The organism is Pseudomonas sp. S3_G06 (assembly GCF_054667565.1).
On sequence record NZ_CP162738.1, the window covers coordinates 1897475 to 1922184 of the forward strand.

Annotated in this window: 25 protein-coding genes; 12 read left to right on the forward strand and 13 right to left on the reverse strand. The window is 58.3% G+C overall.

The window, feature by feature from the left end:
* Window positions 1-56 precede the first annotated feature (56 nt).
* Entirely contained in the window at window positions 57-1040 is a 984-nt protein-coding gene (gene acuI, locus AB4N47_RS08690; protein ID WP_341637359.1) for an acrylyl-CoA reductase (NADPH), read from the forward strand.
* Here the strand turns inward: acuI and ada are convergent.
* The 4 genes from ada to AB4N47_RS08710 form a co-directional block, all read right to left on the reverse strand.
* On the reverse strand, window positions 1030-2091 hold the full coding sequence (gene ada / locus AB4N47_RS08695) for a bifunctional DNA-binding transcriptional regulator/O6-methylguanine-DNA methyltransferase Ada (RefSeq protein ID WP_341637360.1): 1062 nt from the start codon (window positions 2089-2091) through the stop codon (window positions 1030-1032). The two genes, acuI and ada, sit on opposite strands and share 11 nt — an antisense overlap.
* 80 nt (window positions 2092-2171) lie before the next feature.
* Window positions 2172-2843 (reverse strand): DNA oxidative demethylase AlkB, encoded by a 672-nt coding sequence (alkB, locus tag AB4N47_RS08700; protein ID WP_341637361.1) that lies wholly within the window; start codon window positions 2841-2843, stop codon window positions 2172-2174.
* Window positions 2844-2851: 8 nt separating this feature from the next.
* Complete coding sequence (locus tag AB4N47_RS08705) at window positions 2852-3022, reverse strand: hypothetical protein (RefSeq protein ID WP_341637362.1); 171 nt, start codon at window positions 3020-3022, stop codon at window positions 2852-2854.
* A gap of 34 nt (window positions 3023-3056) precedes the next feature.
* The gene (locus tag AB4N47_RS08710) at window positions 3057-3359 is read right to left on the reverse strand and encodes a DUF1883 domain-containing protein (RefSeq protein WP_007912251.1); all 303 of its coding nucleotides are present in this window, start codon (window positions 3357-3359) and stop codon (window positions 3057-3059) included.
* A 211-nt stretch (window positions 3360-3570) separates the two neighbouring features.
* Between AB4N47_RS08710 and AB4N47_RS08715 the strand changes: the two genes are divergently transcribed.
* Both AB4N47_RS08715 and AB4N47_RS08720 read left to right on the forward strand, forming a co-directional pair.
* Entirely contained in the window at window positions 3571-3927 is a 357-nt protein-coding gene (locus AB4N47_RS08715) for a hypothetical protein (RefSeq protein ID WP_071172600.1), read from the forward strand.
* Window positions 3928-3999: 72 nt separating this feature from the next.
* Window positions 4000-4230: a hypothetical protein gene (locus tag AB4N47_RS08720; RefSeq protein ID WP_016774924.1), complete on the forward strand. Its 231-nt coding sequence runs from the start codon at window positions 4000-4002 to the stop codon at window positions 4228-4230.
* Between the two features lie 3 nt (window positions 4231-4233).
* On the opposite strand, the gene AB4N47_RS08725 is transcribed toward AB4N47_RS08720, so the two are convergent.
* Together AB4N47_RS08725 and AB4N47_RS08730 are read right to left on the reverse strand one after the other, a co-directional pair.
* Window positions 4234-4521 (reverse strand): hypothetical protein, encoded by a 288-nt coding sequence (locus tag AB4N47_RS08725; RefSeq protein ID WP_071172599.1) that lies wholly within the window; start codon window positions 4519-4521, stop codon window positions 4234-4236.
* A gap of 140 nt (window positions 4522-4661) precedes the next feature.
* Window positions 4662-4847 (reverse strand): hypothetical protein, encoded by a 186-nt coding sequence (locus tag AB4N47_RS08730; RefSeq protein ID WP_341637363.1) that lies wholly within the window; start codon window positions 4845-4847, stop codon window positions 4662-4664.
* A gap of 258 nt (window positions 4848-5105) precedes the next feature.
* Here AB4N47_RS08730 and galU point away from each other — a divergent pair, with 258 nt between their 5' ends.
* Window positions 5106-5945: a UTP--glucose-1-phosphate uridylyltransferase GalU gene (gene galU, locus AB4N47_RS08735; RefSeq protein ID WP_024013124.1), complete on the forward strand. Its 840-nt coding sequence runs from the start codon at window positions 5106-5108 to the stop codon at window positions 5943-5945.
* A 129-nt stretch (window positions 5946-6074) separates the two neighbouring features.
* The gene (gene gorA / locus AB4N47_RS08740; RefSeq protein ID WP_341637364.1) at window positions 6075-7433 is read left to right on the forward strand and encodes a glutathione-disulfide reductase; all 1359 of its coding nucleotides are present in this window, start codon (window positions 6075-6077) and stop codon (window positions 7431-7433) included.
* On the opposite strand, the gene AB4N47_RS08745 is transcribed toward gorA, so the two are convergent.
* A complete protein-coding gene (locus AB4N47_RS08745; RefSeq protein ID WP_341637365.1) occupies window positions 7430-8446 on the reverse strand; it encodes a DNA-binding protein in 1017 nt (338 codons plus the stop codon). The genes gorA and AB4N47_RS08745 overlap by 4 nt on opposite strands.
* A 176-nt stretch (window positions 8447-8622) precedes the next feature.
* Here AB4N47_RS08745 and AB4N47_RS08750 point away from each other — a divergent pair, with 176 nt between their 5' ends.
* The 3 genes from AB4N47_RS08750 (at window position 8623) to ahpF (ending at window position 11949) form a co-directional block, all read left to right on the forward strand.
* Entirely contained in the window at window positions 8623-9561 is a 939-nt protein-coding gene (locus AB4N47_RS08750; protein ID WP_323167980.1) for a site-specific integrase, read from the forward strand.
* 137 nt (window positions 9562-9698) lie between these two features.
* Window positions 9699-10262, forward strand: coding sequence for an alkyl hydroperoxide reductase subunit C (ahpC, locus tag AB4N47_RS08755; protein ID WP_016774916.1), 564 nt, complete (start codon window positions 9699-9701; stop codon window positions 10260-10262).
* Window positions 10263-10386: 124 nt separating this feature from the next.
* Complete coding sequence (gene ahpF / locus AB4N47_RS08760) at window positions 10387-11949, forward strand: alkyl hydroperoxide reductase subunit F (protein WP_223630980.1); 1563 nt, start codon at window positions 10387-10389, stop codon at window positions 11947-11949.
* A 175-nt stretch (window positions 11950-12124) separates the two neighbouring features.
* Here the strand turns inward: ahpF and gloA are convergent, their stop codons facing one another.
* Window positions 12125-12646 (reverse strand): lactoylglutathione lyase, encoded by a 522-nt coding sequence (gene gloA / locus AB4N47_RS08765; protein ID WP_071172594.1) that lies wholly within the window; start codon window positions 12644-12646, stop codon window positions 12125-12127.
* Window positions 12647-12784: 138 nt separating this feature from the next.
* Here gloA and AB4N47_RS08770 point away from each other — a divergent pair, with 138 nt between their 5' ends.
* Complete coding sequence (locus AB4N47_RS08770) at window positions 12785-13303, forward strand: DUF4946 domain-containing protein (RefSeq protein ID WP_341637366.1); 519 nt, start codon at window positions 12785-12787, stop codon at window positions 13301-13303.
* A gap of 215 nt (window positions 13304-13518) precedes the next feature.
* Here AB4N47_RS08770 and AB4N47_RS08775 read toward each other — a convergent pair whose 3' ends face one another.
* Both AB4N47_RS08775 and AB4N47_RS08780 read right to left on the reverse strand, forming a co-directional pair.
* On the reverse strand, window positions 13519-13884 hold the full coding sequence (locus AB4N47_RS08775) for a histone-like nucleoid-structuring protein, MvaT/MvaU family (protein ID WP_016774912.1): 366 nt from the start codon (window positions 13882-13884) through the stop codon (window positions 13519-13521).
* A 227-nt stretch (window positions 13885-14111) separates the two neighbouring features.
* Entirely contained in the window at window positions 14112-15647 is a 1536-nt protein-coding gene (locus tag AB4N47_RS08780; protein WP_341637367.1) for an EAL domain-containing protein, read from the reverse strand.
* Window positions 15648-15998: 351 nt separating this feature from the next.
* Between AB4N47_RS08780 and hppD the strand changes: the two genes are divergently transcribed.
* Complete coding sequence (gene hppD, locus AB4N47_RS08785) at window positions 15999-17075, forward strand: 4-hydroxyphenylpyruvate dioxygenase (protein WP_341637368.1); 1077 nt, start codon at window positions 15999-16001, stop codon at window positions 17073-17075.
* Between the two features lie 173 nt (window positions 17076-17248).
* On the opposite strand, the gene rarD is transcribed toward hppD, so the two are convergent.
* The 3 genes from rarD to AB4N47_RS08800 form a co-directional block, all read right to left on the reverse strand.
* Window positions 17249-18130 (reverse strand): EamA family transporter RarD, encoded by an 882-nt coding sequence (gene rarD, locus AB4N47_RS08790; RefSeq protein WP_122506800.1) that lies wholly within the window; start codon window positions 18128-18130, stop codon window positions 17249-17251.
* Between the two features lie 165 nt (window positions 18131-18295).
* Entirely contained in the window at window positions 18296-20422 is a 2127-nt protein-coding gene (locus AB4N47_RS08795; protein WP_122506801.1) for an acyltransferase family protein, read from the reverse strand.
* Window positions 20423-20627: 205 nt separating this feature from the next.
* Window positions 20628-21938: an MFS transporter gene (locus tag AB4N47_RS08800; RefSeq protein ID WP_122506802.1), complete on the reverse strand. Its 1311-nt coding sequence runs from the start codon at window positions 21936-21938 to the stop codon at window positions 20628-20630.
* Window positions 21939-22109: 171 nt separating this feature from the next.
* Between AB4N47_RS08800 and AB4N47_RS08805 the strand changes: the two genes are divergently transcribed.
* Entirely contained in the window at window positions 22110-23228 is a 1119-nt protein-coding gene (locus AB4N47_RS08805) for a sugar diacid recognition domain-containing protein (RefSeq protein ID WP_122506803.1), read from the forward strand.
* A gap of 215 nt (window positions 23229-23443) precedes the next feature.
* Window positions 23444-24583, forward strand: a complete 1140-nt coding sequence (locus tag AB4N47_RS08810; protein ID WP_341637369.1) for a glycerate kinase — start codon at window positions 23444-23446, stop codon at window positions 24581-24583.
* The last annotated feature ends 127 nt before the right edge of the window (window positions 24584-24710 follow it).

A 24710-nucleotide genomic window follows, 5' to 3' on the forward strand; every position in this document is an offset into this window, starting at 1 on the left:
GTTGCGATGTGCTATTTCAAGGCATGCTTGTTTCAAATCATTTTCGAGAGGCCGTCATGTTCAACGCCATCCTGATCGACAAAGACGACAGCGGTTATCGCGCCAATCTGCAGCAAATCGATGAACAGCAACTGCCCGAAGGCAACGTCAGCGTGAACGTCGCGTACAGCACCCTGAATTTCAAAGACGGCCTGGCGATCACCGGCAGCAGCCCGGTGGTGCGCAAGTTCCCCATGGTTCCGGGGATCGATCTGGCGGGGACTGTCGAGTCCAGTTCGCATGCCGATTTCAAGGCGGGCGATCGGGTGCTGCTCAACGGTTGGGGGGTCGGTGAAAGCCACTGGGGCGGACTGGCGCAAAAGGCCCGGCTCAACGGTGACTGGTTGATCCCACTGCCCGAAGCTTTCACCCCGGCGCAAGCCATGGCCATCGGCACCGCCGGCTACACGGCGATGCTGTGCATTCTGGCGCTGGAGCGCCATGGCGTGACGCCGGATCACGGTGAAGTGTTGGTCACCGGCGCAAACGGCGGGGTCGGCAGCTTTGCCATCGCCTTGCTCAGAAAGTTGGGATACCGCGTGGTGGCATCCACCGGCCGCGTGTCCGAGCATGAATACCTGGAGCAATTGGGCGCTGCCGAAATCATCGATCGCGCCACCTTGTCCGAACCGGGCAAGCCGTTGGCGAAAGAGCGCTGGGCGGCGGTGGTCGATTCGGTCGGAAGCCACACGTTGGCCAACGCTTGCGCCAGCACTCGCTCGGAAGGCGTGGTCGCGGCATGCGGGTTGGCGCAAGGCATGGACTTTCCGGCCTCGGTAGCGCCGTTCATTCTGCGCGGCGTGACGCTGGCTGGAATCAACAGCGTGACCCAGCCCAAAGCACGCCGTATCGAGGCCTGGGACAGACTGGCCAAGGATCTGGATTTCTCCTTATTGCAACTGATCAGTCAAGAAATCAGTTTGAGCGAAGCCCTTGAGGCCGCGCCCAAACTGCTCGCCGGGAAACTGCGGGGCAGGGTGGTGGTCGACGTCAATCGTTGAGTTCGCGCTCAAGCAGTTGGCGTTTGCGCTCGACGCCCCAGCGGTAGCCGGAAAGGTTTCCATCGCTGCGCACCACGCGGTGGCAGGGAATCGCCACCGCCAGGCGGTTGGCCCCGCAAGCCTGGGCCACCGCACGCATCGAAGTCGGCGCGCCAATGCGTTGCGCGATCTCGGCGTAACTGGCGGTGCTGCCTGCGGGAATCTCGCGCAGCGCCTGCCAGACGCGCTCCTGAAACGCGGTGCCGCGTATATCCAGCGGCAAGTTCAGGCCTTTCGCCGGTGCTTCGACAAAGCCGACGACGCTGGCGATCAAGTGTTCAAATTCGCGGTCGGCGCCGATCAGGTTGGCCTTGCGAAACTGATCCTGCAGGTTGCAGACCAACTGATGCGGATCGTCGCCGAGCAGAATCGCGCAGATCCCACGTTCGCTTTGCGCCACCAGAATTGCCCCAAGCGAGCATTGGCCAACGGCAAAGCGAATGTCGTTGTTCTGTCCGGCAGCGCGATAGTCGGTGGGCTTCATGCCCAGCAGTTGATCGGCAGATTCGTAGAAACGGCTGTTGGAATTGAATCCGGCCTCGTACAGCGCGTCGGTCACCGAGCCGCCGTCCGCCAGGCGCGCACGCAGCTTGCGCGAACGATGCGCCATGGCGTAAGCCTTGGGCGTCAGGCCGGTCGCGGCTTTGAATACTCGATGAAAATGGAAAGGGCTAAGGCCGGCGCTGGCGGCGAGGCTGTCGAGCGCGGGCAATGTCTCGCACGCTTCGATCTGCCGGCAGGCCGCTGCGATGATCGCCGCGTGCTGCGCGTCATTCTGGTCCTTGCTGGCGCGTTTGCTCGGCCGATATCCGGCAGCTTCGGCCATTTCGGCGGTGTCGAAAAACTCGACATTCTGCGGTTTGGGCAGGCGCGCAAGGCTGCTCGGTCGGCAATAAACGCCGGTGGTTTTTACTGCGTAGACAAACTGCCCGTCCGCACGCGGATCGCGGGCAACCACGGCGGCCCAGCGTGGATCGTCTTCAGTTCTGATCGTCTTCGAAAGCGTGTCCATGAGAGGGAATCCGTTGACCTGTTTGAGTCAGGTTAACCAGCATCGTAACCCGCGACACTCCGCGCCTTGCGGTCAAACTTTTATTGAACGCCCGCGACGCGGAAGGTGATGTTGATGCGCCGTTCGCCCAAGAGCGGGTGATGGCCGGGTTTGATTGGCAGCACGCCGTGATAGCGCAGACGGTCCACGCCGCCCCAGACCACCATGTCGCCATGCAGCAGCGGGATGCGCTGGGTTTTATCGCTGCGTTCGAAGCCGCCAAACAGAAACATCGCCGGCAACCCCAACGACAACGAAACGATGGGCGCGGCATAACCCTTTTCGTCCTTGTCCTGATGCAGCGACATCTTGGCGCCGGGGACGTATTGGTTGATCAGGCAGGAGTCGGCCTGAAAACCCGCGAAGCCGGCGCGTTCCGCCGCCTCGTGGGCCAAATCGGCAAAGACCGCCGGCATCGATGGCCACGGCAAGCCGCTGAGAGGATCGACGCTGGAATAGCGGTAACCGCTGCGATCAGTGATCCAGCCCAACTGCCCGCAACTGCTGGTGCCAACCGACATGCTGAAACCGCCGGGCGTGACCATGTGGCGTAGCGGGGCGGCGGCAAGAATAGCCTCAAGGTCGGTCAGCAGTTGCTCGACCTGTGGCAAGGCGAATCCGCGCAGCACCCACGATTGTTCGCCGATCTGCTCGGCGCGGGCTTGCTGCACGGGTTCGTTGTCGGCGAACAGGTCAAACGTGGTCGGTTGCATGGTGTTGGTTACAGCGCTTTGCTGACGCTGATGTCGCTGATCACATCGTCTGAAGGACCATGCAACGCGTCCAGCGCAGACTTGGCTTCCTCAACGGTGCCGTTCTCCAGCTGCGCGAACTCAAAACGGCGCTCGCCGTTAAGCTTGTACTTGATCACATATTTGGTTGTTTGCGCCACGGTAGTGGTTTCCTTTCAGAATAGGCTGTGCGTCTCAGCTCAGTTTAGTGCTGGAGCGACGGATGATCTTGATCGAGTGGGTCAGCGTCGGCTTGCGAGTCACGCTGATTGCGCGGCGGTTGACGGTGTCGATGGTGATGTTCCAGAAGCCGGTGCTCGGTGCAGTGATGCGCGCCGGGAAAGTGTCGAACGCGCCGCCGTGGTAGGTGTGACGGCCGCCGTTTTTGAAGCTGCGGAAGTTGGCGTCGTTCATCAAACGGATGTTGCACATCTGCGAGCATTGAATGACGACGATGTCGTCTTCGTTGAGGTGCTCGCGCTGGTGAATGAATTTCATGGGCGCCTCCAGAAGGGCTTTTTCTACTAAATCAAAACGATAGCTTGTCGATGGGCGCAGTTTATCAGCCCGCACGGGTTATTATCTGGCCGTCGGGCGTTGCTTTGACAAATTTTGAACAGAACTTCGCCACGGCGGGCGGGTTAAATGCACAAGGCCCCGGAGAAAAGCGGCATTTGTGCTGTCGGACGGTCTTTGACGGAGGATTGATATGAAGTGGGGTGTGGTGTGTGTGCCGTTGATTCTGGCGATGGCCGGTTGTGCAAATGTTTCCGAAATCAATGAAACGCTGCCAACCATGAGCGTGATCTCTGGCAAAAAGCCCCAGGAGTATGCGCAATGTCTGACCGACAAGCTCGCTGACAGTCGCGGCGCGTTGCAGGTGCAGCCGCAGAAGGACGGTGTAAGAGTGATCGTCCCGGGCAAGCTTTCTTCAGGCCCGGCAGCCGTGTTTGATATCGAAGATCGCGCCGGCGGCAGCAGCATCAAACTGCATGAGCGCATGTCCAACGTGCCGGTTCGCCCTCACGATGTGCAGAAAGCCGCGAACGCCTGTATTTCCGGCTGATAGACTAGCGAACATCAGCACCCGATGCCGTCACAGTCCTGCTGTGGCGGCATTGTCATATATGGAGTCGCAATGAAGCGAGAGCACGTGCGGGAGCGCCACGCAGAGGGCCTTATCTCTGCCACCCATGTCATCCAGAACCCGGCGAATCCCGGTGAATGGATCGTGTTTTTCAAGAAGAGTGCGGGGCGCAGCTACTTTTTGGTGGATGACAATGATGAAGTCGAGTCCTTCAATCGGCTCGACGATCTCATCGAGGTCGTCCGTGGCCTCGGGATCAAGTTCGCCGAAATCCACATGTAAGGCTTACTTGCAGACGACCACGACGTTGCGGGTCTTGTAATTGCCAACGTCAACGCCGAGGGTTTTGTCATCTTCCTTGGGCGCCGGCGTGCCATCGGTGCCGACGATGCGATAACCGGTGCCAGCGCAGGAGGCATCGGCCTTTTCGTAGCACATGGCCCAGGAGTTGGCTTCGCCGGAACAGTCGATGCTCAGACCCTGTTCGCCATTGTTCAGATAGGTGGGCTGCGAAGTGGCACAGCCGCTCAATACCAATACCGCGAGAAGCGGCTGCAGTTTGTTCAGGTTCATGGTTACGTGATCTTCAGGTGGGGGACTGGATGCTCTGACAGCGCCGCGATGAAAAGGTTATAGCGATTGGCCACTTGTTTGCCAACAAGGCACAAAAAAGCCCTGCGTTCTGGCAGGGCTTGGCGCAAGTGCTGGCAGGATCAGTCCTGATCTTTGCCACGGCGCTTGGAAGAAGCAGGTGTATCGGTGAACACCGAGGCTACATCCGTCGCCATCTGCTCGCTGTCGAAAGGCCCGGCGATATGTTCGCCATTAGTGGTGGTCAGCGTCCACCTGCCGTCTTTCTTGTCGATCACATACCCGTTGATGATTTTTACCGCAGCCATCTGGTCATTCTCGTTCGGTGGTTCAAAGGCACCATGATAGCGGCAAATGCTCGCATTGGGGGCCGATAAGCGTATGGTGATCCAGTTTCGTCAGATCTTGAGCTACGCTGAATTCGCCGCTGAAAAAACCGCAAGGAACTATCCGCGCGAATATTTCTCTATGTTGGCATCGGTTAGCCAGCGCGGGGCATTGTAAGGCGCACGCCGCCTGATTAGACTGCCTCGAAACTCGTACACACAGCCTTTTCAAGGACTTATATGATCAAGAAATGCTTGTTTCCAGCAGCCGGTTACGGCACTCGCTTCCTCCCAGCGACCAAAGCCATGCCTAAAGAAATGCTGCCGGTGGTAAACAAGCCACTGATCCAGTACGGCGTTGAAGAAGCACTGGACGCGGGCCTGACTGAGATTTCCATCGTCACCGGCCGTGGCAAGCGTGCTCTGGAAGACCACTTCGACATCAGTTACGAGCTGGAAAACCAGATCAAGGGCACCGACAAGGAAAAGTACCTGGTCGGTATCCGCAAGCTGTTGGACGAGTGCTCGTTCTCCTACACCCGTCAGACCGAAATGAAAGGTCTGGGCCACGCGATCCTGACTGGCCGCCCGCTGATCGGTGACGAACCGTTCGCCGTGGTTCTGGCGGACGACCTGTGCGTCAACATCGATGGCGACGGCGTGCTGACCCAGATGGTCAAGCTGTACAAGCAGTTCCGTTGCTCGATCGTCGCCATTCAGGAAGTCGATCCGCAGGAAACCAACAAGTACGGCGTAATCGCTGGCGAAATGATCCGCGACGACATCTACCGCGTACACAGCATGGTCGAGAAGCCTAAGCCGGAAGACGCGCCGTCGAACCTGGCGATCATCGGTCGCTACATCCTGACCCCGGACATCTTCGACCTGATCGAACAGACCGAGCCAGGCAAGGGCGGCGAAATCCAGATCACCGACGCCCTGATGAAGCAGGCCCAGAACGGCTGCGTGATGGCCTACAAGTTCAAGGGCAAGCGTTTCGACTGCGGTGGTGCGGAAGGCTACATCGACGCGACCAACTTCTGCTTCGAAAACTTCTACAAGACTGGCAAGGCTTACTAATAGTCTTCGCCTCGTCTGCAAAAGAAAGCCACCTTCGGGTGGCTTTTTCATTTTCCGCCCTTATATGGATGGCATTGCTTGCCCAATGGATGACTGCGGGTATGCTGATGGCCTGCCGAGGAGATAGAAATGGCCTACGATTTTGACCTTTATGTGATTGGTGCCGGTTCCGGCGGTGTGCGCGCTGCGCGGTTTGCCGCCGGCTTCGGGGCGAAAGTGGCGGTGGCCGAGAGCCGTTACCTGGGCGGCACGTGCGTCAACGTCGGCTGCGTGCCGAAAAAGCTGCTGGTTTACGGCGCGCATTTTGCCGAGGACTTCGAGCAGGCGTCCGGTTTTGGCTGGAACCTGGGCGAGGCCAACTTCGACTGGGCCACGCTTATCGCCAACAAGGATCGCGAGATCAATCGCCTTAACGGCATTTATCGCAATCTGCTGGTCAACAGCGGTGTGACCCTGCACGAGGCGCACGCGAAAATCGTTGGGCCGCACGAGGTCGAGGTCAACGGCGAACGCTACACCGCCAAAAATATCTTGATCGCGACTGGCGGCTGGCCGCAGATTCCTGAAATCCCGGGGCACGAGCATGCGATCGGTTCGAACGAAGCGTTCTTCCTGAAAGAGTTGCCCAAGCGTGTGCTGGTGGTGGGTGGCGGTTATATCGCGGTCGAGTTTGCCGGGATTTTCCATGGCCTCGGTGCCAACACCACGCTGCTGTATCGCGGCGATCTGTTCCTGCGTGGTTTCGATGGGTCGGTGCGCAAGCACCTGCAAGAAGAATTGACCAAGCGCGGCCTCGACCTGCAATTCAATGCCGACATCGCACGCATCGACAAACAGGCCGACGGTAGCTTGAAAGCGACGCTCAAGGATGGTCGTGTACTCGAAGCCGATTGCGTGTTCTACGCCACTGGTCGACGTCCGATGCTGGACAACCTGGGCTTGGAAAATACCGATGTGCAACTGGACGACAAGGGCTTCATCAAAGTCGACGACGCGTACCAGACCACCGAGCCGTCGATTCTGGCGCTGGGCGACGTCATTGGTCGCGTGCAGCTGACACCGGTCGCGCTAGCCGAAGGCATGGCTGTGGCGCGGCGTCTGTTCAAGCCGGAGCAATACCGTCCGGTGGATTACAAAATGATCCCGACCGCCGTGTTCAGCCTGCCAAACATCGGCACAGTCGGTTTGAGCGAGGAAGAAGCGCGCGAATGCGGCCATGAGGTGGTGATTTTCGAGAGTCGCTTCCGCCCGATGAAGCTGACCCTGACTGATTGTCAGGAGAAAACCCTGATGAAGCTGGTGGTCGACGCCAAGACCGACAAGGTACTTGGCTGCCACATGGTCGGCCCGGACGCTGGCGAGATCGTGCAAGGTCTGGCGATCGCCTTGAAGGCTGGCGCAACCAAGCGCGACTTCGACGACACCATCGGGGTGCACCCGACGGCCGCCGAAGAGTTCGTCACCATGCGCACACCGGTCAGCGCTTAAGCGTCTTTCGCTTTGGCTGAGTCTGGCGCTGCCGCAACGGTAGCCGCCAGACGCTGGCTGTCCTCAAGGCTCGCCTGAGCCTTGAGCAACTCCTTTTCCAGCGACTGATTGAGCTGCGTCTGTTCGTCGACGCTCTGCTTGAGCGCCTGGCTTTCCAGCGTCGCGACGCGCAGACGTTCCTGGAGGAGGGTGCGCTCGCTGTCCATGCGCGTGGCCTGCTCGAGCAATTGATCCTGCCGCTGATTGCTCTGCTTGAGCTGATCCTGCAACAAGTTCAGCTCGCGCTGGGTGCCACGGTTTTCGGTGAGCAGGCGTTCGTTGTCGCGGTGCAACTGTGTGATCTCATCCTGACGCACCAGCGCGCTCTGCTGGGCTTGACGCAGTTCCGCCTGAATCTGCTGGATTTGCCCTTCATGGCGGGCCTGTTCCTGCTCGCGCTGTTCCTTGGTGGCGTTACGGTAATGCTCCAGCGCATCGCGGGCGTGCAGGTGTTTTTCTTCCAGTGAGCGGATCTGCTCGTCCTTGTCCTGCAGGCGCAATTCGAAGTCGGCCAGTGCCTGATTCAGACCGGCGTTGCGCGTCTGTTCGGTTTGCAGCATCGAGCGGGTGTTAATCAGCGCCTCGGATTCGCGTTGCAGCGCGGCGCCCTGAATGTCGTGGTCGTGTTCGAGTTTTTCCAGCGCCTGGCGAACCTGTTTCAGCTCGTTTTCCAATGCTTCGCGTTGCTCCTCGAACTGTTCGCGGGCTTGCTCGATGGGCTCCTGCGCCTGTTCTTTCAGGCGCTGGGCGAGGCGAGAGACGAGGGCGGTCAGCTCATCATCGATCGGTTCTGCTGACGCTTCTGCGGGTTGTGCGCCGTCGTCCAGTTCTTTCAGGTAACGATGGATCGTGGTTTTCGAGCCGGTGTTGCCCATTTCGATGCGTACGGCATCGATGCTTGGGTGTTCGCCGCGCGCCAGGATCGCTGTGCGCGCAATTTGCACCAGTGCTTTGGTAATGCCGCCACGGGCCATGTGAACTCCTACGTTTACGTACTGTGGTACATGCCACTAAAGTACGCAGTGTACCATGCTGAAAATATAGGTAAATCTTTGAACTAAAACAGGCGGGATATACTGGTATTACCCAATGTCAGGCGGCAAAATGCGCACCTGCATCAGTGAACCCGTACGCCAGCGAGAAAACTGCCATGAGCGACATCGATCGATATCTGCAAGCCGCCACCCGCGACAACACTCGCCGCAGCTATCGCATGGCGATAGAGCACTTCGAGGTGACGTGGGGCGGATTTCTCCCGGCTACTGCTGACAGCGTTGCGCGCTATCTGGTGGAGCACGCCGGGGTGCTGTCGATCAATACGCTGAAGTTGCGTCTGTCCGCGCTGGCGCAGTGGCACAACAGTCAGGGCTTTGCCGATCCGACCAAGGCGCCAGTGGTGCGTAAGGTGTTCAAGGGCATTCGTGCTTTGCATCCAGCACAGGAAAAACAGGCTGAGCCGTTGCAGTTGCAGGATCTGCAACGAGTGATCGATTGGCTTGAGCAGGAGGTGCAGACTGCCCGGCAGGAACAGGACCGCCCGACCTTGCTCAAGGCTTATCGGGATCGCGCGCTGATTCTGTTGGGCTTCTGGCGGGGTTTTCGCAGCGATGAGTTATGCCGCTTGCAGATCGAGCATGTGCAGGCGAGTGCTGGCAAGGGCATCACTTTGTATCTGCCGCGCAGCAAGGGCGACCGGGAAAACCTCGGACAGACCTATCAGGCCCCAGCGCTGCTCAAGCTGTGTCCCGTGCAGGCTTACATCGACTGGATTACCGAGGCTGCGCTGGTACGCGGCGCGGTGTTCCGCAGCATTGATCGCTGGGGCAATCTGAGCGAGGAGGGCTTGCACGCCAACAGCATCATTCCCTTGTTGCGCCAAGCGTTGCAGCGCGCCGGAATTGCCGCCGCCAACTACACCAGCCATTCACTGCGGCGTGGCTTTGCCACATGGGCGCATCAAAGCGGCTGGGACCTGAAATCGCTGATGAGCTACGTCGGCTGGAAGGACATGAAATCCGCCATGCGCTATGTTGAGGTCAGCCCATTCCAGGGAATGGCTCGGATTATGGATAAGCCGGATCAAGCGTAGAGATCGTTTTCTTCTATTAATACAGTCAGCTAATAGCGAAAACAAATCAGCAGCATCAGGTTTGCCAATGAGCCTTCCGTCGAGTGAGTGGGTAGGATTCACCCATCAACTTCATAACCCCTGACGGAGAGTCATCGATGCCTATCATCAACAGCCAAGTAAAACCGTTCAAAGCTACCGCGTTCAAAAACGGCGACTTCGTTCAAGTCTCGGATGCTGACTTGAAGGGCAAGTGGTCCGTAGTGTTCTTCTACCCAGCCGACTTCACCTTCGTTTGCCCAACCGAGCTGGAAGACCTGGCTGACAACTACGCTGAGTTCAAGAAGCTGGGCGTGGAAATCTATAGCGTTTCGACCGACACCCACTTTGCTCACGCTGCCTGGCACAACACTTCGCCAGCCATCGGCAAAATCGAATACACCATGATCGGCGACCCGACCCACGTCATCTCGCGCAACTTCGACGTGCTGATCGAAGAAGCTGGTCTGGCTGACCGTGGTACCTTCGTGATCAACCCTGAAGGCCAGATCAAAATCGTTGAACTGAACGATGGCGGCGTTGGCCGTGACGCTTCCGAGCTGCTGCGCAAGATCAAGGCTGCTCAGTACGTCGCTGCACACCCAGGCGAAGTTTGCCCGGCCAAGTGGAAAGAAGGCGAGGCCACTCTGGCTCCGTCGCTGGACCTGGTCGGCAAGATCTAAGTCTGTGACATGCAACGCAGGGCGGCACGCCGCACCTTCTTAAGTTAGCTGCACCGCCCAATAAAAATGCCCGGGCGAGATTCGCTCGGGCTTTTTTTCGCCTCAAATAAAGGAAATCGCCCGTATGTTGGACGCCAATCTTAAAGCCCAGTTGAAATCGTACCTGGAACGGGTCACCCAACCGATCGAGATCGTTGCATCCCTCGACGACGGTGCGAAATCCCGTGAAATGCTGGACCTGCTGAAAGACGTTGCCAGTCTTTCGAGCCAAATTACCCTGATCGACAGCGGTGACGATGCTCGTAAACCATCGTTCTCGATCAATCGCCCTGGAGCCGACATCAGCCTGCGTTTCGCCGGCATTCCAATGGGCCACGAATTCACCTCGCTGGTGCTGGCCCTGCTGCAAGTCGGCGGCCACCCGTCGAAGGCCAGCGTTGAAGTCATCGAGCAGATTCGCTCGCTCAAAGGCGAGTTCAGCTTCGAGACTTACTTCTCGCTGTCCTGCCAAAACTGCCCGGACGTCGTCCAGGCGCTCAACTTGATGGCCGTGCTCAACCCGAACATCCGCCACGTCGCCATCGACGGCGCGCTGTTCCAGGACGAAGTCAACGATCGCAAGATCATGGCCGTGCCGAGCATCTACCTCAACGGTGAAAACTTCGGCCAAGGCCGCATGGGCCTGGAGGAAATCCTCGCCAAACTGGACACCGGCGCCATCGTCCGTCAGGCCGAGAAGATCAGCGCCAAAGAAGCCTTTGACGTGCTGGTCGTCGGCGGTGGCCCGGCCGGTGCTTCGGCGGCTATTTATGCCGCACGTAAAGGCATCCGCACCGGTGTCGCGGCTGAGCGTTTCGGCGGTCAGGTGCTCGATACCATGGCCATCGAGAACTTCATTTCCGTGCAGGAAACCGAAGGGCCGAAACTGGCCACGGCGCTGGAAGAACACGTCAAGCAGTACGACGTCGACATCATGAACCTGCAACGCGCCGACAAGCTGATCCCGGGCAAGAATGGCGAGTTGCACGAAGTCCACTTCGCCAGTGGCGCAACTCTGAAAGCCAAAAGCGTAATCTTGGCGACCGGCGCACGCTGGCGCGAAATGAACGTTCCGGGCGAGCAGGAATACCGCAACAAAGGCGTGGCGTACTGCCCGCACTGCGACGGCCCGTTGTTCAAAGGCAAGCGCGTAGCGGTGATCGGCGGCGGTAACTCCGGCGTTGAAGCGGCCATCGATCTGGCCGGTATCGTGTCGCACGTAACGTTGCTGGAATTCGACGTGCAACTGCGTGCCGATGCCGTGCTGCAACGCAAGCTGCACAGCCTGCCGAACGTCACCGTGATCACCAGTGCGCAAACCACTGAGGTCACCGGCAATGGCGAGAAGGTCAACGGTCTGCGTTACAAGGATCGCACCACAGATGAGCTGCGCACGGTTGAGCTGGAAGGCATCTTCGTACAGATCGGTCTGCTGCCGAACACCGATTGGCTGAAGGGCACCATCGAGCTGTCGCCGCGTGGCGAGATCATTGTCGATAATCGTGGCGAGACTTCGATCTCGGGGATCTTTGCAGCGGGCGACGTGACGACTGTGCCGTACAAGCAGATCGTGATCGCAGTGGGCGAGGGCGCCAAGGCTTCGCTGAGTGCGTTCGATCACTTGATCCGGACTTCGGCCCCGGCGTAACTGCCAGGTCGAAAACTAAAAAACCCATGAGCGATCATGGGTTTTTTTTGCCTGTCACAAAACCAAACGTGGGAGCGAGCCTGCTCGCGAAAGCGAAGTGTCATTCATCGATGATGTTGACTGGCCGGACGCCTTCGCGAGCAGGCTCGCTCCCACAATGGATTTATATCGTCAGTTACAGCGGTGCAGGCTGAATGATCTCGACCCAGTAGCCATCCGGATCCTTGATAAACGCCAGGCTCTTCATCCGGCCATCGGTCAGACGCTTCTGGAAATCGCAACCCAGCTCTTCAAAGCGTGCACATGCTGCAACGATATCCGGCACTGAGATGCAGATGTGGCCGAAACCGCGCGGGTCGGTGTTGCCATTGTGATAGGCGAAGTCGGCATCGTTTTCGGTGCCGTGGTTGTGGGTCAGTTCGAGAATGCCCGGGATCGATTTCATCCATTCGGTACGCGCGGCGGCGTCGGTCGGGATCTGTGATTTATCGACCAGCGCGAGGAAGTACAGGCTGAACTCGGCTTCCGGGAAATCACGCTTCTCGACCAGCGAGAAACCCAGTACACGGGTGTAGAAATCCAGCGACTTGGTGATGTCCTTCACGCGCAGCATGGTGTGGTTGAACACGAAGTTGCGGGTTGCGCTGTCTGGCGTAGCTGTCACGCCGGGAAAAGTGTTCAGTTCGTTGAGGCTCATGGGCCCTCCAATAACAAATGGGCGAGTGAATGGGCGCAATGATACGCATGCCGGCCGGCATCGCCAAATGCAAGGCGGGCTTGCCCTGCGCGAGGGCGGGGCTCAGACTTTGCCTTCTATCTACGAGTGCGTCCGGCAATGATCCGACTGTTGAAATCCGTGTTTGTTTTTTTTGCTTTGTCGTCGGCTGTGGTTTTACCCGTAATGGCCGAACCAAGTATCACTTGGCCGACGGGCTGGGAGGTTGAACCATTGCCGGACACCGCGCCACCAGTCTCGCGGCAGCGGGCGGTGAAGCTCGATGCTGATGGCAATCAGGTGATGGTGATGGAGTTGACCATGACGCAAGTGGAGGCGGGGCATCAGGTCAATTTGCAAGGCGTGCTGCTGGAGATGCGCAAATCGATCCAGAAGGATTTCTTCCGCAGTGGTTATCAGAGCGTCTGCAACAGAATTCATCCGGCTGCGCTCGGCTCATTGTCCGGGCTGGAGACGACCTGCACGGTCACCGAGAACGGTCGACACGTATTATCACAAACGTTGGTGGCAGCTGTGGAAACAGACAAGGCTTACGTACTTTCATATGCCGGTCAGGCCGACGTTTATAAGGCGAGCGCCGACGATATAGAAGCGGCGCGCAACAGCCTGAAATTATAAACGTTCGTACTAACTCGCAGCAGTTCGCTTACCGGAAAGGATTAAGCACATAGTTTGATCAAGCGCTCGAGGTAACATCGCGCAGCAAAATGTTTAGCCTGATGATTCAGAAGCGTTACACAAATTTCCAACTTGTTCGATGAAAATCATTTCATTTGTTAGATATTGTCAATAAAAAAGCCCTGCATCAGGCAGGGCTTTTTGTTGGCGTCAGATTAACCGCGCAACCATGAATCCACGGTGGCTGCACCGTACTGCTCTTTCCAGGCTTTCAGACCGCGATGGTTGCCGCCCTTGGTTTCGATCAGCTCGCCAGTGTGCGGGTTCTGATAAACCTTGACCACCCGGGCGCGGCGGGTCTTGGGCGCTGCGGACTGCTGCAGACCGGACTTTGCCGGGTTTGGATCAAGGATGGCGATGATGTCTTTCAGGCCTTTGCCATAGGTTTTCATCAGTCCCTGGAGCTTTTCTTCGAATTCGATTTCTTTCTTCAGCCCGGCATCATTCTTCAGCGATTCCAGCTGTTTGAGCTGTTCCTGAAGGGCCTTTTCAGCTGCGCGAAATTCAGCGAGTCTGGACAATATCTTTACTCCAATAGTGTGTTTGGCTGATACCAACCGCAAACAAAGCTATAAGCCAAGAGCCTGGAAGCGACTCGGTGATAATTGGCTCACCTGCCAGTCTGGCTCAGGTTGAAAAAATTGTAGTAGTTAATGCGACAAGAGTAAATCCTGATGTTGTCGCCATGTAACAACAATGACTTTTTGTATCAATTTGGTGCGGTTGTTCGGCGGGCAGTGTCGGCGATTTAATGATGAGTTAATGCTTCGAGGAAATCAGCGCCAGGCATCGGTCTACCGTACAAATAGCCCTGCAAAAAGTTAACGTTATGCTCGGTCAGGTAATCAGCCTGGGCCTGAGTTTCGACACCTTCGGCAACAATGCCCAAGTCCAGTTTGGCCGACAGTTCAATGATGGAGTCGAGAATATGCCTCGATAAGGCGTCTACACCGATCATGGCCACGAAGCTCTGATCGATCTTTAGAAAGTCGACGTTGAAGGTGCGCAGATAACCAAGGCTCGAGTGTCCGGTACCAAAGTCGTCGATTGCGATTTTCACTCCAAGTGCGTGCAATTGCTCAAACAACTGAAGCGTGATGTCGTTCGGCTCGATCAGTTCGCGCTCCGTCAATTCCAGCACCAGTTCGACGCTGCCGGGCGCAAACGCCGCCAAGAGGTCACGACAATCTTCGACCAGCTCCAGATCCTGGCAGTGGCTGGCGCTGATGTTGATGCCGATATGGAAAGGCTTGGTGAAGTTCAGAGAGTGCGGTCCCAGCAGGGCCGCAGTCTGTTGCATCAGTGAGCGGGTCATCGGCACGATCAGGCCTGAGTGTTCCGCAAATGGAATGAAAAGGTCCGGGCGTACCAGCCCCTCTTTCGGGTGATTCCAGCGCATCAGCACTTCAGCGCCCGACCACTGCTTGCTGTCACCGTGAACCACGGGCTGGAAGTAAGGAATGAATTCCCCGGCCTCGAGTGCGCGCATCATTTCGTGGCTGGGCGAGGTCGATCGCTTCTGAACGAAGTGGCCAATGGCACCGGAGATTGCACCGAAGAAAATCAACAGACTGAAGAGCGGAGGATATTCCGCCGCCATGTAGCGCCGGACTTCGCCCTTGGGGAAACCCGCCGACACTTTGAAACCGTAACGCTCGGAATCCAGCAGGCTGTGCGCGACCGGCGGGGCAGGCAGTGATCCCTGGTGAACTTTGTCGTCGGCGGACAGCCAGTTATCGCCCACTTGCAACGTCAGTAATGTCTGGCGGCCGATCAGGCGCAGGATGTTGCTCAAGTGATAGCCATCCAGTGTGGTCAGTGCGCCACCGCGACCGTCGCTGAGACGGTAGATCAACAATGCCGTATCAGGCGTCACCGGATTGCCGTTCATCAACCACAGTTTGCCTTGATGATAGTCCCCGGCATTGACGGCTTCCTGGAACGCCCCGAAGAGTGAGCTGCAGTAGAGATTGTTGTCCCAGACCAGATTGGTCGAGCGCACGAAGGGGCGGCGGGTCACTTGTTCGCGCAGGGCCAGTTTCACCTCTTCGCAATTTTTCCCGGCAAGCGGCAGCAGGACCCGAGCGGCTTCTGCCGTGTTATCGAGCATCAGATCGAACTGTCGCAGCGCTTGTTCGGCCGTTTCCCCGGCACTTTGCTGCAGTGTGCGTTCTGCCTGCATATAAAGAATCCCACTGCCCAGCACGATCGGCAGCAGACCGCTGAGCACAGTCACGGCGATTCGGGTGCTGGGTTTGCGGCGGGTTCGACGGGTCAGCGGCATGGACACACCCTGTGGTTTAGAAATCCGACCCGATAAACAATTGAGCCAGAGGGGAGAATAGATCGCAGATGGCTCTTGCGCCGTACGAAAAAAAGCGGATTTTATACAGAGGGCAGACAGGTCCCGTTACGCTGTGTAGAATCGATTTACGCATACAATAATAATCGTCTTCTGGCAGCAGAAGCCTCGCCCGCAAGAGCCTTGGGTCGACAATGAAGATATTCGGGTTCCAACTGATCTACGGAGACTTCCTCGCGCGCAGCGTGCGTGGCATCTCCTGTGCGCCTCCCTCTACATCACTTTCCTGACAAATAACCCTGGTTAATTGATAAGAAATGATGAGGCGTCACCATGGCAGATTTATACGAAAACCCAATGGGCCTGATGGGCTTTGAGTTCATCGAGTTCGCAGCGCCGACTCCCGGCACGCTGGAGCCGATCTTCGAGATCATGGGCTTCACCAAAGTCGCGACCCACCGTTCCAAGAACGTGCACCTCTATCGTCAGGGCGCGATCAATCTGATCCTCAATAACGAACCCAACAGCGTCGCCTCGTACTTCGCCGCCGAACACGGCCCGTCTGTTTGCGGCATGGCGTTTCGCGTCAAGGATTCGCAGAAAGCCTATTCCCGCGCACTCGAACTCGGCGCTCAGCCGATCCACATCGAAACCGGTCCGATGGAGCTTAACCTGCCGGCGATCAAAGGCATCGGCGGCGCGCCACTGTATCTGATCGACCGTTTCGGCGAAGGCAGCTCGATCTACGACATCGACTTCGTGTTTATCGAAGGTGTTGATCGCAACCCAGTTGGCGCTGGCCTGAAAATCATCGATCACCTGACCCACAACGTTTATCGCGGTCGCATGGCCTACTGGGCGAACTTCTACGAGAAGCTGTTCAACTTCCGTGAAATCCGTTACTTCGACATCAAAGGCGAGTACACCGGTCTGACTTCGAAAGCCATGACCGCACCGGATGGCATGATCCGCATCCCGCTCAACGAAGAGTCGTCCAAGGGCGCCGGGCAGATCGAAGAGTTCCTGATGCAGTTCAACGGCGAGGGCATCCAGCACGTTGCGTTCCTCACCGACGACCTGATCAAGACCTGGGATCAGCTGAAGAAAATCGGCATGCGCTTCATGACCGCGCCGCCGGACACCTACTACGAAATGCTTGACGGTCGCCTGCCGAACCACGGCGAGCCGGTCGATCAGCTGCAATCACGCGGCATTCTGCTCGACGGTGCCTCGGAGCAGGGCGACAAGCGCCTGCTGCTGCAGATCTTCTCGGAAACCCTGATGGGGCCGGTGTTCTTCGAATTCATCCAGCGCAAGGGTGACGACGGTTTCGGCGAGGGCAACTTCAAGGCTCTGTTCGAATCGATCGAGCGTGACCAGGTGCGTCGTGGTGTGTTGACCACCGAGTAATCTGAAATGAAAAAATCCCGGCCTGCAGAAATGCAGGGCCGGGATTTTTTTGCTTCATACAAAACCTGTGGGAGCGAGCCTGCTCGCGAATGCGGACTTTCATTCAACAGTCATGTTGACTGGTCTGACGACTTCGCGAGCAGGCTCGCTCCCACATTTGTCTTGTGTTGCATTCAGGAGCGGCGTTGGCGCGTCAAATGCTTGAAGCCTTCGAAAACCAGCACCACAACCGCCAGCCAGATCGGGATGTAAGTCAGCCACTCGCCCGACTTGATGCTCTCTCCCAGCAACAACGCCACCGCAAGCAACAACACCGGTTCAACATAACTCAACAAACCAAACAGACTGAACGGCAGCAAGCGGCTGGCGATGATGTACACCACCAGCGCGGAAGCGCTGATCAGGCCGAGCAGCGGAATCAGCCACATCAGTCCCGGATATTGATCGAAAACGGCCAGGCCCTGTTCGCCGCCCTGCACGAACCAGTAGGCGACCGGCAGCATCAGGGTCATGTCGACCCACAGGCCACCGAGGTTGTCGGTTTTCAGGTATTTGCGCAGTACGAAGTACAGCGGATAACCGACCACGACCACCAGCGTTGCCCAGGAAAAACCACCCACCTGATACAGCTCGTTCAACACGCCAAGGCTGGCGAAAAATACCGCGATTTTCTGCAGGTAAGACAGGCTCTCGCCATAGGCAATCCGCCCGGTGAGCACCATCGCCAGCGGCAAGAGGAAATAACCCAGCGATACATCCAGGCTGTAGTCATTGAGCGGTGCCCACATGAACAGCCACAGCTGAACGCCGAGCAGGGCGGAAGAGACCAGCAGCCCGGCAATCAGCTTCGGCCTGGCTGCGATCAATCGGAACAGCTCCAGCACGCGCCGCCATTCCCCGGAAACCAGCATGAACACGGTCATGCACGGCACGGTCAGGAGCATGCGCCAGCCGAAGATTTCCACGCCGCTCAGAGGTGTCAGCAGCGACGTGTAGTAATACATCACGGCAAACAGCACCGAGGCTGAAACCGATAGAGCGATACCTTTAGACAAACTGTCCTCGCGACGTGATGGTTGAACGGGGCGCGCAGGATACGTGGTTTTTGTGTTGAATATTGAGCAGATGCTCAGTATTCGAAACATATCGCGTCCATTCGGTCATGCGAACCTCGTCAAAAGAAGCTGGCAGTTGCAGCATAGATGGCAAATGGAGCGGCGTTAGAGGGCGCCGCCCGGATTGCTCTTGAATGGATTGCCGAAGTGCTTGAGGTACAGCTCACCGAATTTGTACGAGGCGTAATCGGACACATGGCCGATGTCGCGGTACACCGGCACGCCATTGACGCTGGTCAGGCAAGTACCGTCCGTGCATTGCACTTTTTTTGGATCAAGGACGATCAGTTGTGGATATTCAACCTGCAATTGGCCGAAAAGTCTGGTCAAGAAGGGGTCCTCAAGGCCTGACCATGTCACCGCGGCACATGAACGGCTTTGTTCAGCGCTGCCGAGCATCCCGCGTAACTTGACCTGTCTGAGCAGGCATTCATTGATTCTGGCGGGCATGGGCAATGTGCTCATTAGCACAATCGGCGTGGCACCCGAGTCGACGATGATGTCCAGTGCCTGGCGAACCGCGACCTCAAGTCGTTGCTGCGTCAGTTCCAGGCTGCGTGGGTCATCGAGTTTCGTGACAATCGTGGCTGTGAGATAGGCCTCCCAGAACTGGCCAATGATCACGTACTGGAAATGGCTGTCCGCAATCAGGTGGTAATAGTGTTGGGCAGCCGTATGGCACTTTTCATAAAGCGCGTTTTTGGCCTTGTACCAGTCGTAGAGATAGATGCCGGGCAGGGTCAGACAGGCCGGATAACCTTGGGCAAGAACCGACAGGCCGGCATCCTTGGCCAGCGTTTCGATAAATCCCCAATAGTGATTCGAATAGGAATCTCCGATCAGCAAAGCCTGCGGCTTGGCCAGCGGCGCGCCCAGGACGCAGTCAGGATCAACCTTTTCGCTGTTACCCAGGCAGTCCTCACGATGGCTCGGTACGAATGCCTTTAGCGTGCTGAACATCGCGATCGAATCGTCACCAAAACGGTTCGGCCACCCGTCATGATTCCTGCCAGCGGAGTGCAGCAGCGACAGGCCGATGGCGGGCAGCAGTATCAACAGCAGTACGGTCTTGCCGAATCCGGCCCGAACCTTGCGAAACCTGTTTTCGATAAGCCAGAAGGAGAGGTAGCCCATCGCGAACGTGGCGGCGAAATAGCCGACTGTTACCGCTGGGCTCAGATCGACGCCCAGGTAGGCCAGCACCGCCAGAATCGGCCAATGCCACAGATACAGCGAGTAGGAAAGGGTGCCAATGAACACCAGCGGTTTGAATGCAAGGACAGCCGAGGTGATGCTCACATTACCTATGCCGCGAACCAGCAGCAGGGCCGTGGCGACGCATACCGCGACCGCGTGATAGTTGGGGAATCCGCTGAGGATATCGTCCTGGACCGCACAATAGGCAATCGTGACGAGCGCAACCGCGCAAATGAGCGAAGCGCTGACACGACTCAGGCGAAACCTGTCCGCGCTGAACATGACGGCGCACGATCCAATCATCAATTCGAAGATGCGCGCGGTAAAAAAGTAATAGTTCAGGTCGGGAGTGACCTGCGACAGATACAGCGCCAGCGCCGTGGCGGCAAGGGTCAAACCCAGCACCGCGCTGCTCAAAGCCCGTTTCGCCACATAGCGATGCAGCAGCCAGATACCCAACGGTAGCAGCAGGTACCACTGCCATTCGATCGCCAGTGACCAGGTGTGCAACAGCGGAAGACTGGCGGCATCGGGCGTGGCGTAACCGGAAGTCACCTTGGAAAAATACTGGTTGGAGATCAGTAATGAGGTGTACTTCTCGCTTTTCAGGAAGTCGACGTAGTCATCGGGCAGATAAAGCAGCGTGGTAACCAGCAAGGTCACAACCAACAGCGCAACAACGGCCGGTTGCAAGCGCCAGATGCGCCTGACGTAAAAACCCGTGAAGCTGAACGTGCCGTTCTCCAGCGACTTCATGATGATAGAGGTGGTGAGATACCCGGAGATCACGAAGAAGATATCCACGCCGATAAAACCGGACGGGAATAACGTCATCCCTGCGTGAAATATCAGCACCAGCAGGACAGCGACAGCCCGCAGGCCATCGATGTCGGCACGGTATCGGAGACCTGCCCTGTGCGATTCACAGCTGGCGACCTCCAGGGACCGCGAGGTGTCGAATGCTTCCTTGTTATCGAACGCGTTAAACATCGCGCGCAATGGCTTGCGGACAAAATCGATGGGCCGATTGAACATTGACTATCCTTGGCAGACTTATTCGAGCGAGCGACCATTAGGCGCGGCTGCGTAAGCACGGTTCCATGGAATGGCAAAGTATAGAGATTTTGTTACAACGGCTCTGATCGGCTTCGACGCTGGTCTGCTCGCCGAACATCATCGTGCAAAGTGAAACCGAATAAAAAAACGGCCCGTAAGGGCCGTTTTGTTCATGCACGCGAGCTCAAGCCCGCAACGTCCGCGTCATCCGCAACGCCAGCAGACTCCCGCCAACGATCACCGCCGCCAGCACATACAACGCCGCATCCGTCGAGCCAGTGCTGTCCTTGACCCAACCCACCAGGTACGGGCTGAGGAACCCGGCCATCTGCCCCATCGAGTTGATCAGCGCCAGACCGCCAGCCGCCGCGCCCGCGCTCAGCATGGCGGTCGGCACCGGCCAGAACATCGGCAGACCAGTCAGTGCGCCCATGGTCGCTATGGTCAGGCCGAGAATCGCAATCGCCGGATTCGCCGCGAAATTCACCGCGATCACCAGCCCGACAGCGCCCATCAGCATCGGCACCACCAAGTGCCAGCGGCGCTCCTTGCGCAAATCCGCCGAGCGGCCGACGACCAGCATGAACACTGCCGCGAGCAGATACGGAATCGCACTCAGCCAGCCGATCACCAGGTTATCGCTGAAGCCGAGGTTCTTGATGATCGACGGCAGCCAGAAGTTGATCGCATACACGCCGCTCTGGATGCAGAAATAGATCAGGCCGAAGGCCCAGATCGCAGGATTCTTGAACACCGCAAGCAGTGAGTCGGTGGCGGTTTTAGGTTTATTGGCGAGGTCTTCGGCGTGGTCGGCTTCGAGCGCCGAACGCTCGTGGGCGGTCAGCCATTTGGCATTGGCGAAGCTGTCGCTCAACAGGAAATACGCCAGTGCGCCGAGGATCACGGTCGGAATGCCTTGCAGGAGGAACATCCACTGCCAGCCGGCCAGGCCACCCTGGCCAGCGGCGAAGTGGTTGAGAATCCAGCCGGAAAACGGGCTGCCGAGCAAACCGGAGACGGGGATTGCCGACATGAACAACGCCATGATCCGGCCACGGCGGAAGGTCGGGAACCACTGCGAGAGATACAGCACGACGCCCGGGAAGAAACCGGCTTCAGCGGCACCGGTGAAAAAGCGCAGGGTGTAGAACTCGGTCGGGGTGGTGACGAACAACAGGCAGGTCGACAGCGTGCCCCAGGTGATCATCATCAAGGCAATCCAGCGCCGAGGACCGAAGCGGGTCAGTGCCAGGTTGCTCGGCACGCCGCACAGCACATAACCGATGAAGAAAATCCCGGCGCCGAGGCCGTACACCGTTTCGCTGAATTTCAGTGCGTCAAGCATCTGCAATTTGGCGAAGCCGACGTTGACCCGGTCGAGGTAGTTGAACAGGTAGCAGATGAAAATGAAGGGAATCAAACGCAGGGTGATGCGTTTGTAGACGGCGTTTTTACCGTCGTCGATGGTCTGGGTAGCTGCGGCGCTCTGCGACATAGCGGCTCTCTCTTTATTATGATTTTTTGCGATGCAAAGGGTAACGTTGATCGCCCTGAGAGTCTCGGCCACCTTTGGCCGGATTGTCTTTGTGCCTGAGCACAGGGTTTGCCGCCAGACCCTGTGCGGCTGAACAACCGTCCGTGCCTGAAATGAAGGATTGCCGCCGCTATGTTCGAACTCGATCACGACCTTGCCCAGGACATCGTCGACCGGGCCATGGCCATTTTGCCGTACAACGTCAACGTCATGGACAGTCAGGGCCTGATCCTCGGCAGCGGTGAACCGGAGCGCATCAACACCCGGCATGAAGGCGCGCAACTGGTGCTGGCCAACGGGCGTGTGGTGGAAATCGATGCGCAAACGGCGGTGCACCTCAAAGGCGTGCAACCGGGCATCAACCTGCCGCTGTTGCTCGATCAGCGCTTGATCGGCGTGCTTGGCATCACTGGCGAGCCGGAGCAATTGCGCACCTACGCCGAGCTGGTGCGCATGACCGCTGAAATGCTCGTCGGCCAGCGCAACCAGCAGGCCGAGCAGCAATGGCGACGGCAGCGTTGCGATGATCTGCTGGCTTTGCTGTTGAGCGAGGCGGGGGATTCGCCGCGCCTGATCGATGAGGCGCAGCAGCTTGGGCTCAAGCCGCAATTGACCCGGGTGCCGTATCTGTTTGAGCTGGGTCTTGAGCACGGGCCGGGGCAAACCGTCGAGGCACTGAGTGCGTGGCTGACCTCGCGGTATCCCGACAGTTGGTGCGTGAGTTCGGCGAAGTCGTCGCTGTTGTGGTGTCGCCCGGCGAGCCAGAACGTCGAGCACGATCGCCTGCTGGAAAAGCTCGATGGCCTCGGCTGGAAGATTTTGCGCATTGCCGTCGGCGGGCAGGCGGATGGCCTGGCCGGGTTGCGCCGCTGTTATCGACGGGTCGGCGACTTGCTGGCGTATGGTCGTGACGTGCTGCCGAATTCGAGACTGCTGACGCTCAATCGTTATCGCTTGCCGGTCATGCTATGGCGACATCGCAACGACGATGCGCTGGACGAACTGCTCAAGCCGCTGCGCAAGGTTATCGCCAAGGACAGCAACGGCCAGTTGCTGGCGACGCTGCGCAGTTGGTGCGAGCACGACGGGCAGAGCCAGGCCTGTGCCGAAGCGCTGGGCATCCATCGCAACAGCCTGCGCTATCGCATGGAACGGATTGCCGAGTTGAGCGGGGTAGATCCGTTGAAGCTGGACGGGATGCTGGCGTTGTATCTGGGGGTGCAGTTGCTGCCGCAGACTGATCCGAATTGATCGGTGTATTTCGGGGCCCCTTCGCGAGCAGGCTCGCTCCCACAGTGGCATGCATTTCAAATGTGGGAGCGAGCCTGCTCGCGAAGAGGCCGGAACATCCAGCGCCAGCCTTTTGTGGAAATGAACAATAAACGCCGACGCCACTTGTGCACCCGACCGGCGTCAAGGCGCAGGCCGACTGGCAGCATGAATGCCACTGCAACCGGAGAATTCCCATGAAGATCGTCATCGCCCCCGACTCGTTCAAGGACAGCCTGAGTGCCCAAGGCGTTGCCGAAGCCATCGCCCTCGGACTGGCGCAGGTCTGGCCGCAGGCGACGCTGGTCAAATGCCCGATGGCCGACGGCGGCGAAGGCACGGTCGAGTCGATTCTTGCAGCCTGCGAAGGTGAGTTACGCCGCACCCGCGTGCGCGGTCCACTGGGCGCGCCGGTCGATGCTGCTTGGGGCTGGCTACCGCACAACCACACCGCGATCATAGAAATGGCCGAGGCGAGCGGTCTGCAACTGGTCCCGCCGGGACAGCGCGATGCCTGCATCAGCAGCACGTTTGGCACCGGTGAACTGATTCGTGCAGCGCTGGATGCCGGCGCGCAACGGGTGATTCTGGCGATTGGCGGCAGCGCGACCAATGATGGCGGTGCCGGGGCGATGCAGGCATTGGGTGTGAAGTTGCTGGATGCGCAGAATCAGTCGCTGGTACCCGGCGGCCTGGCCTTGGCGCAACTGGCGCGATTGGACCTGAGTGGACTTGATCCACGTCTGGCCGATGTGCGTTTCGACATCGCCGCCGACGTCAATAATCCACTCTGCGGGCCCCACGGCGCCTCGGCCATTTTCGGCCCGCAGAAGGGCGCATCGCCTGCGCAGGTTGAGCAGCTCGATCAGACGCTGGGGCACTTCGCCGAGCTTTGCGCGCAAGCATTGGGCAGAGACGTGCGCGATGAACCGGGCAGCGGCGCGGCGGGTGGTCTGGGGTTTGCGGCCAAGGCTTTTCTCGGTGCGCAGTTTCAGGCGGGCGTCGAGGTGGTAGCGGAACTGGTCGGGCTCGCTGAGGCAGTCAAAGGTGCGGATCTGGTGATTACCGGCGAAGGCCGCTTCGATGCGCAGACCCTGCGCGGCAAAACGCCGTTCGGTGTTGCGCGACTTGCCAAACAGCACGCCGTGCCGGTGATCGTGATTGCCGGGACCTTGGGCGATGGCTATCAGGAGCTCTATCAGCATGGCATCGACGCCGCGTTCGCCGTGACCAGCGGACCGATGACTCTGGAACAGGCCTGCGCCGAAGCCCCGCGCCTGCTGCGTGAGCGCGCAACCGATATTGCTCGGGTCTGGCAACTCGCCACCAAACGCTGATCGGCTTGCCTATGTAGGAGCTGTCGAGTGCAACGAGGCTGCGATCTTTTGATCCTGCTTTTAAAAGTCAAAAGATCGCAGCCTCGTTGCACTCGACAGCTCCTACCAATGGCAGCGGAGCAGTGTT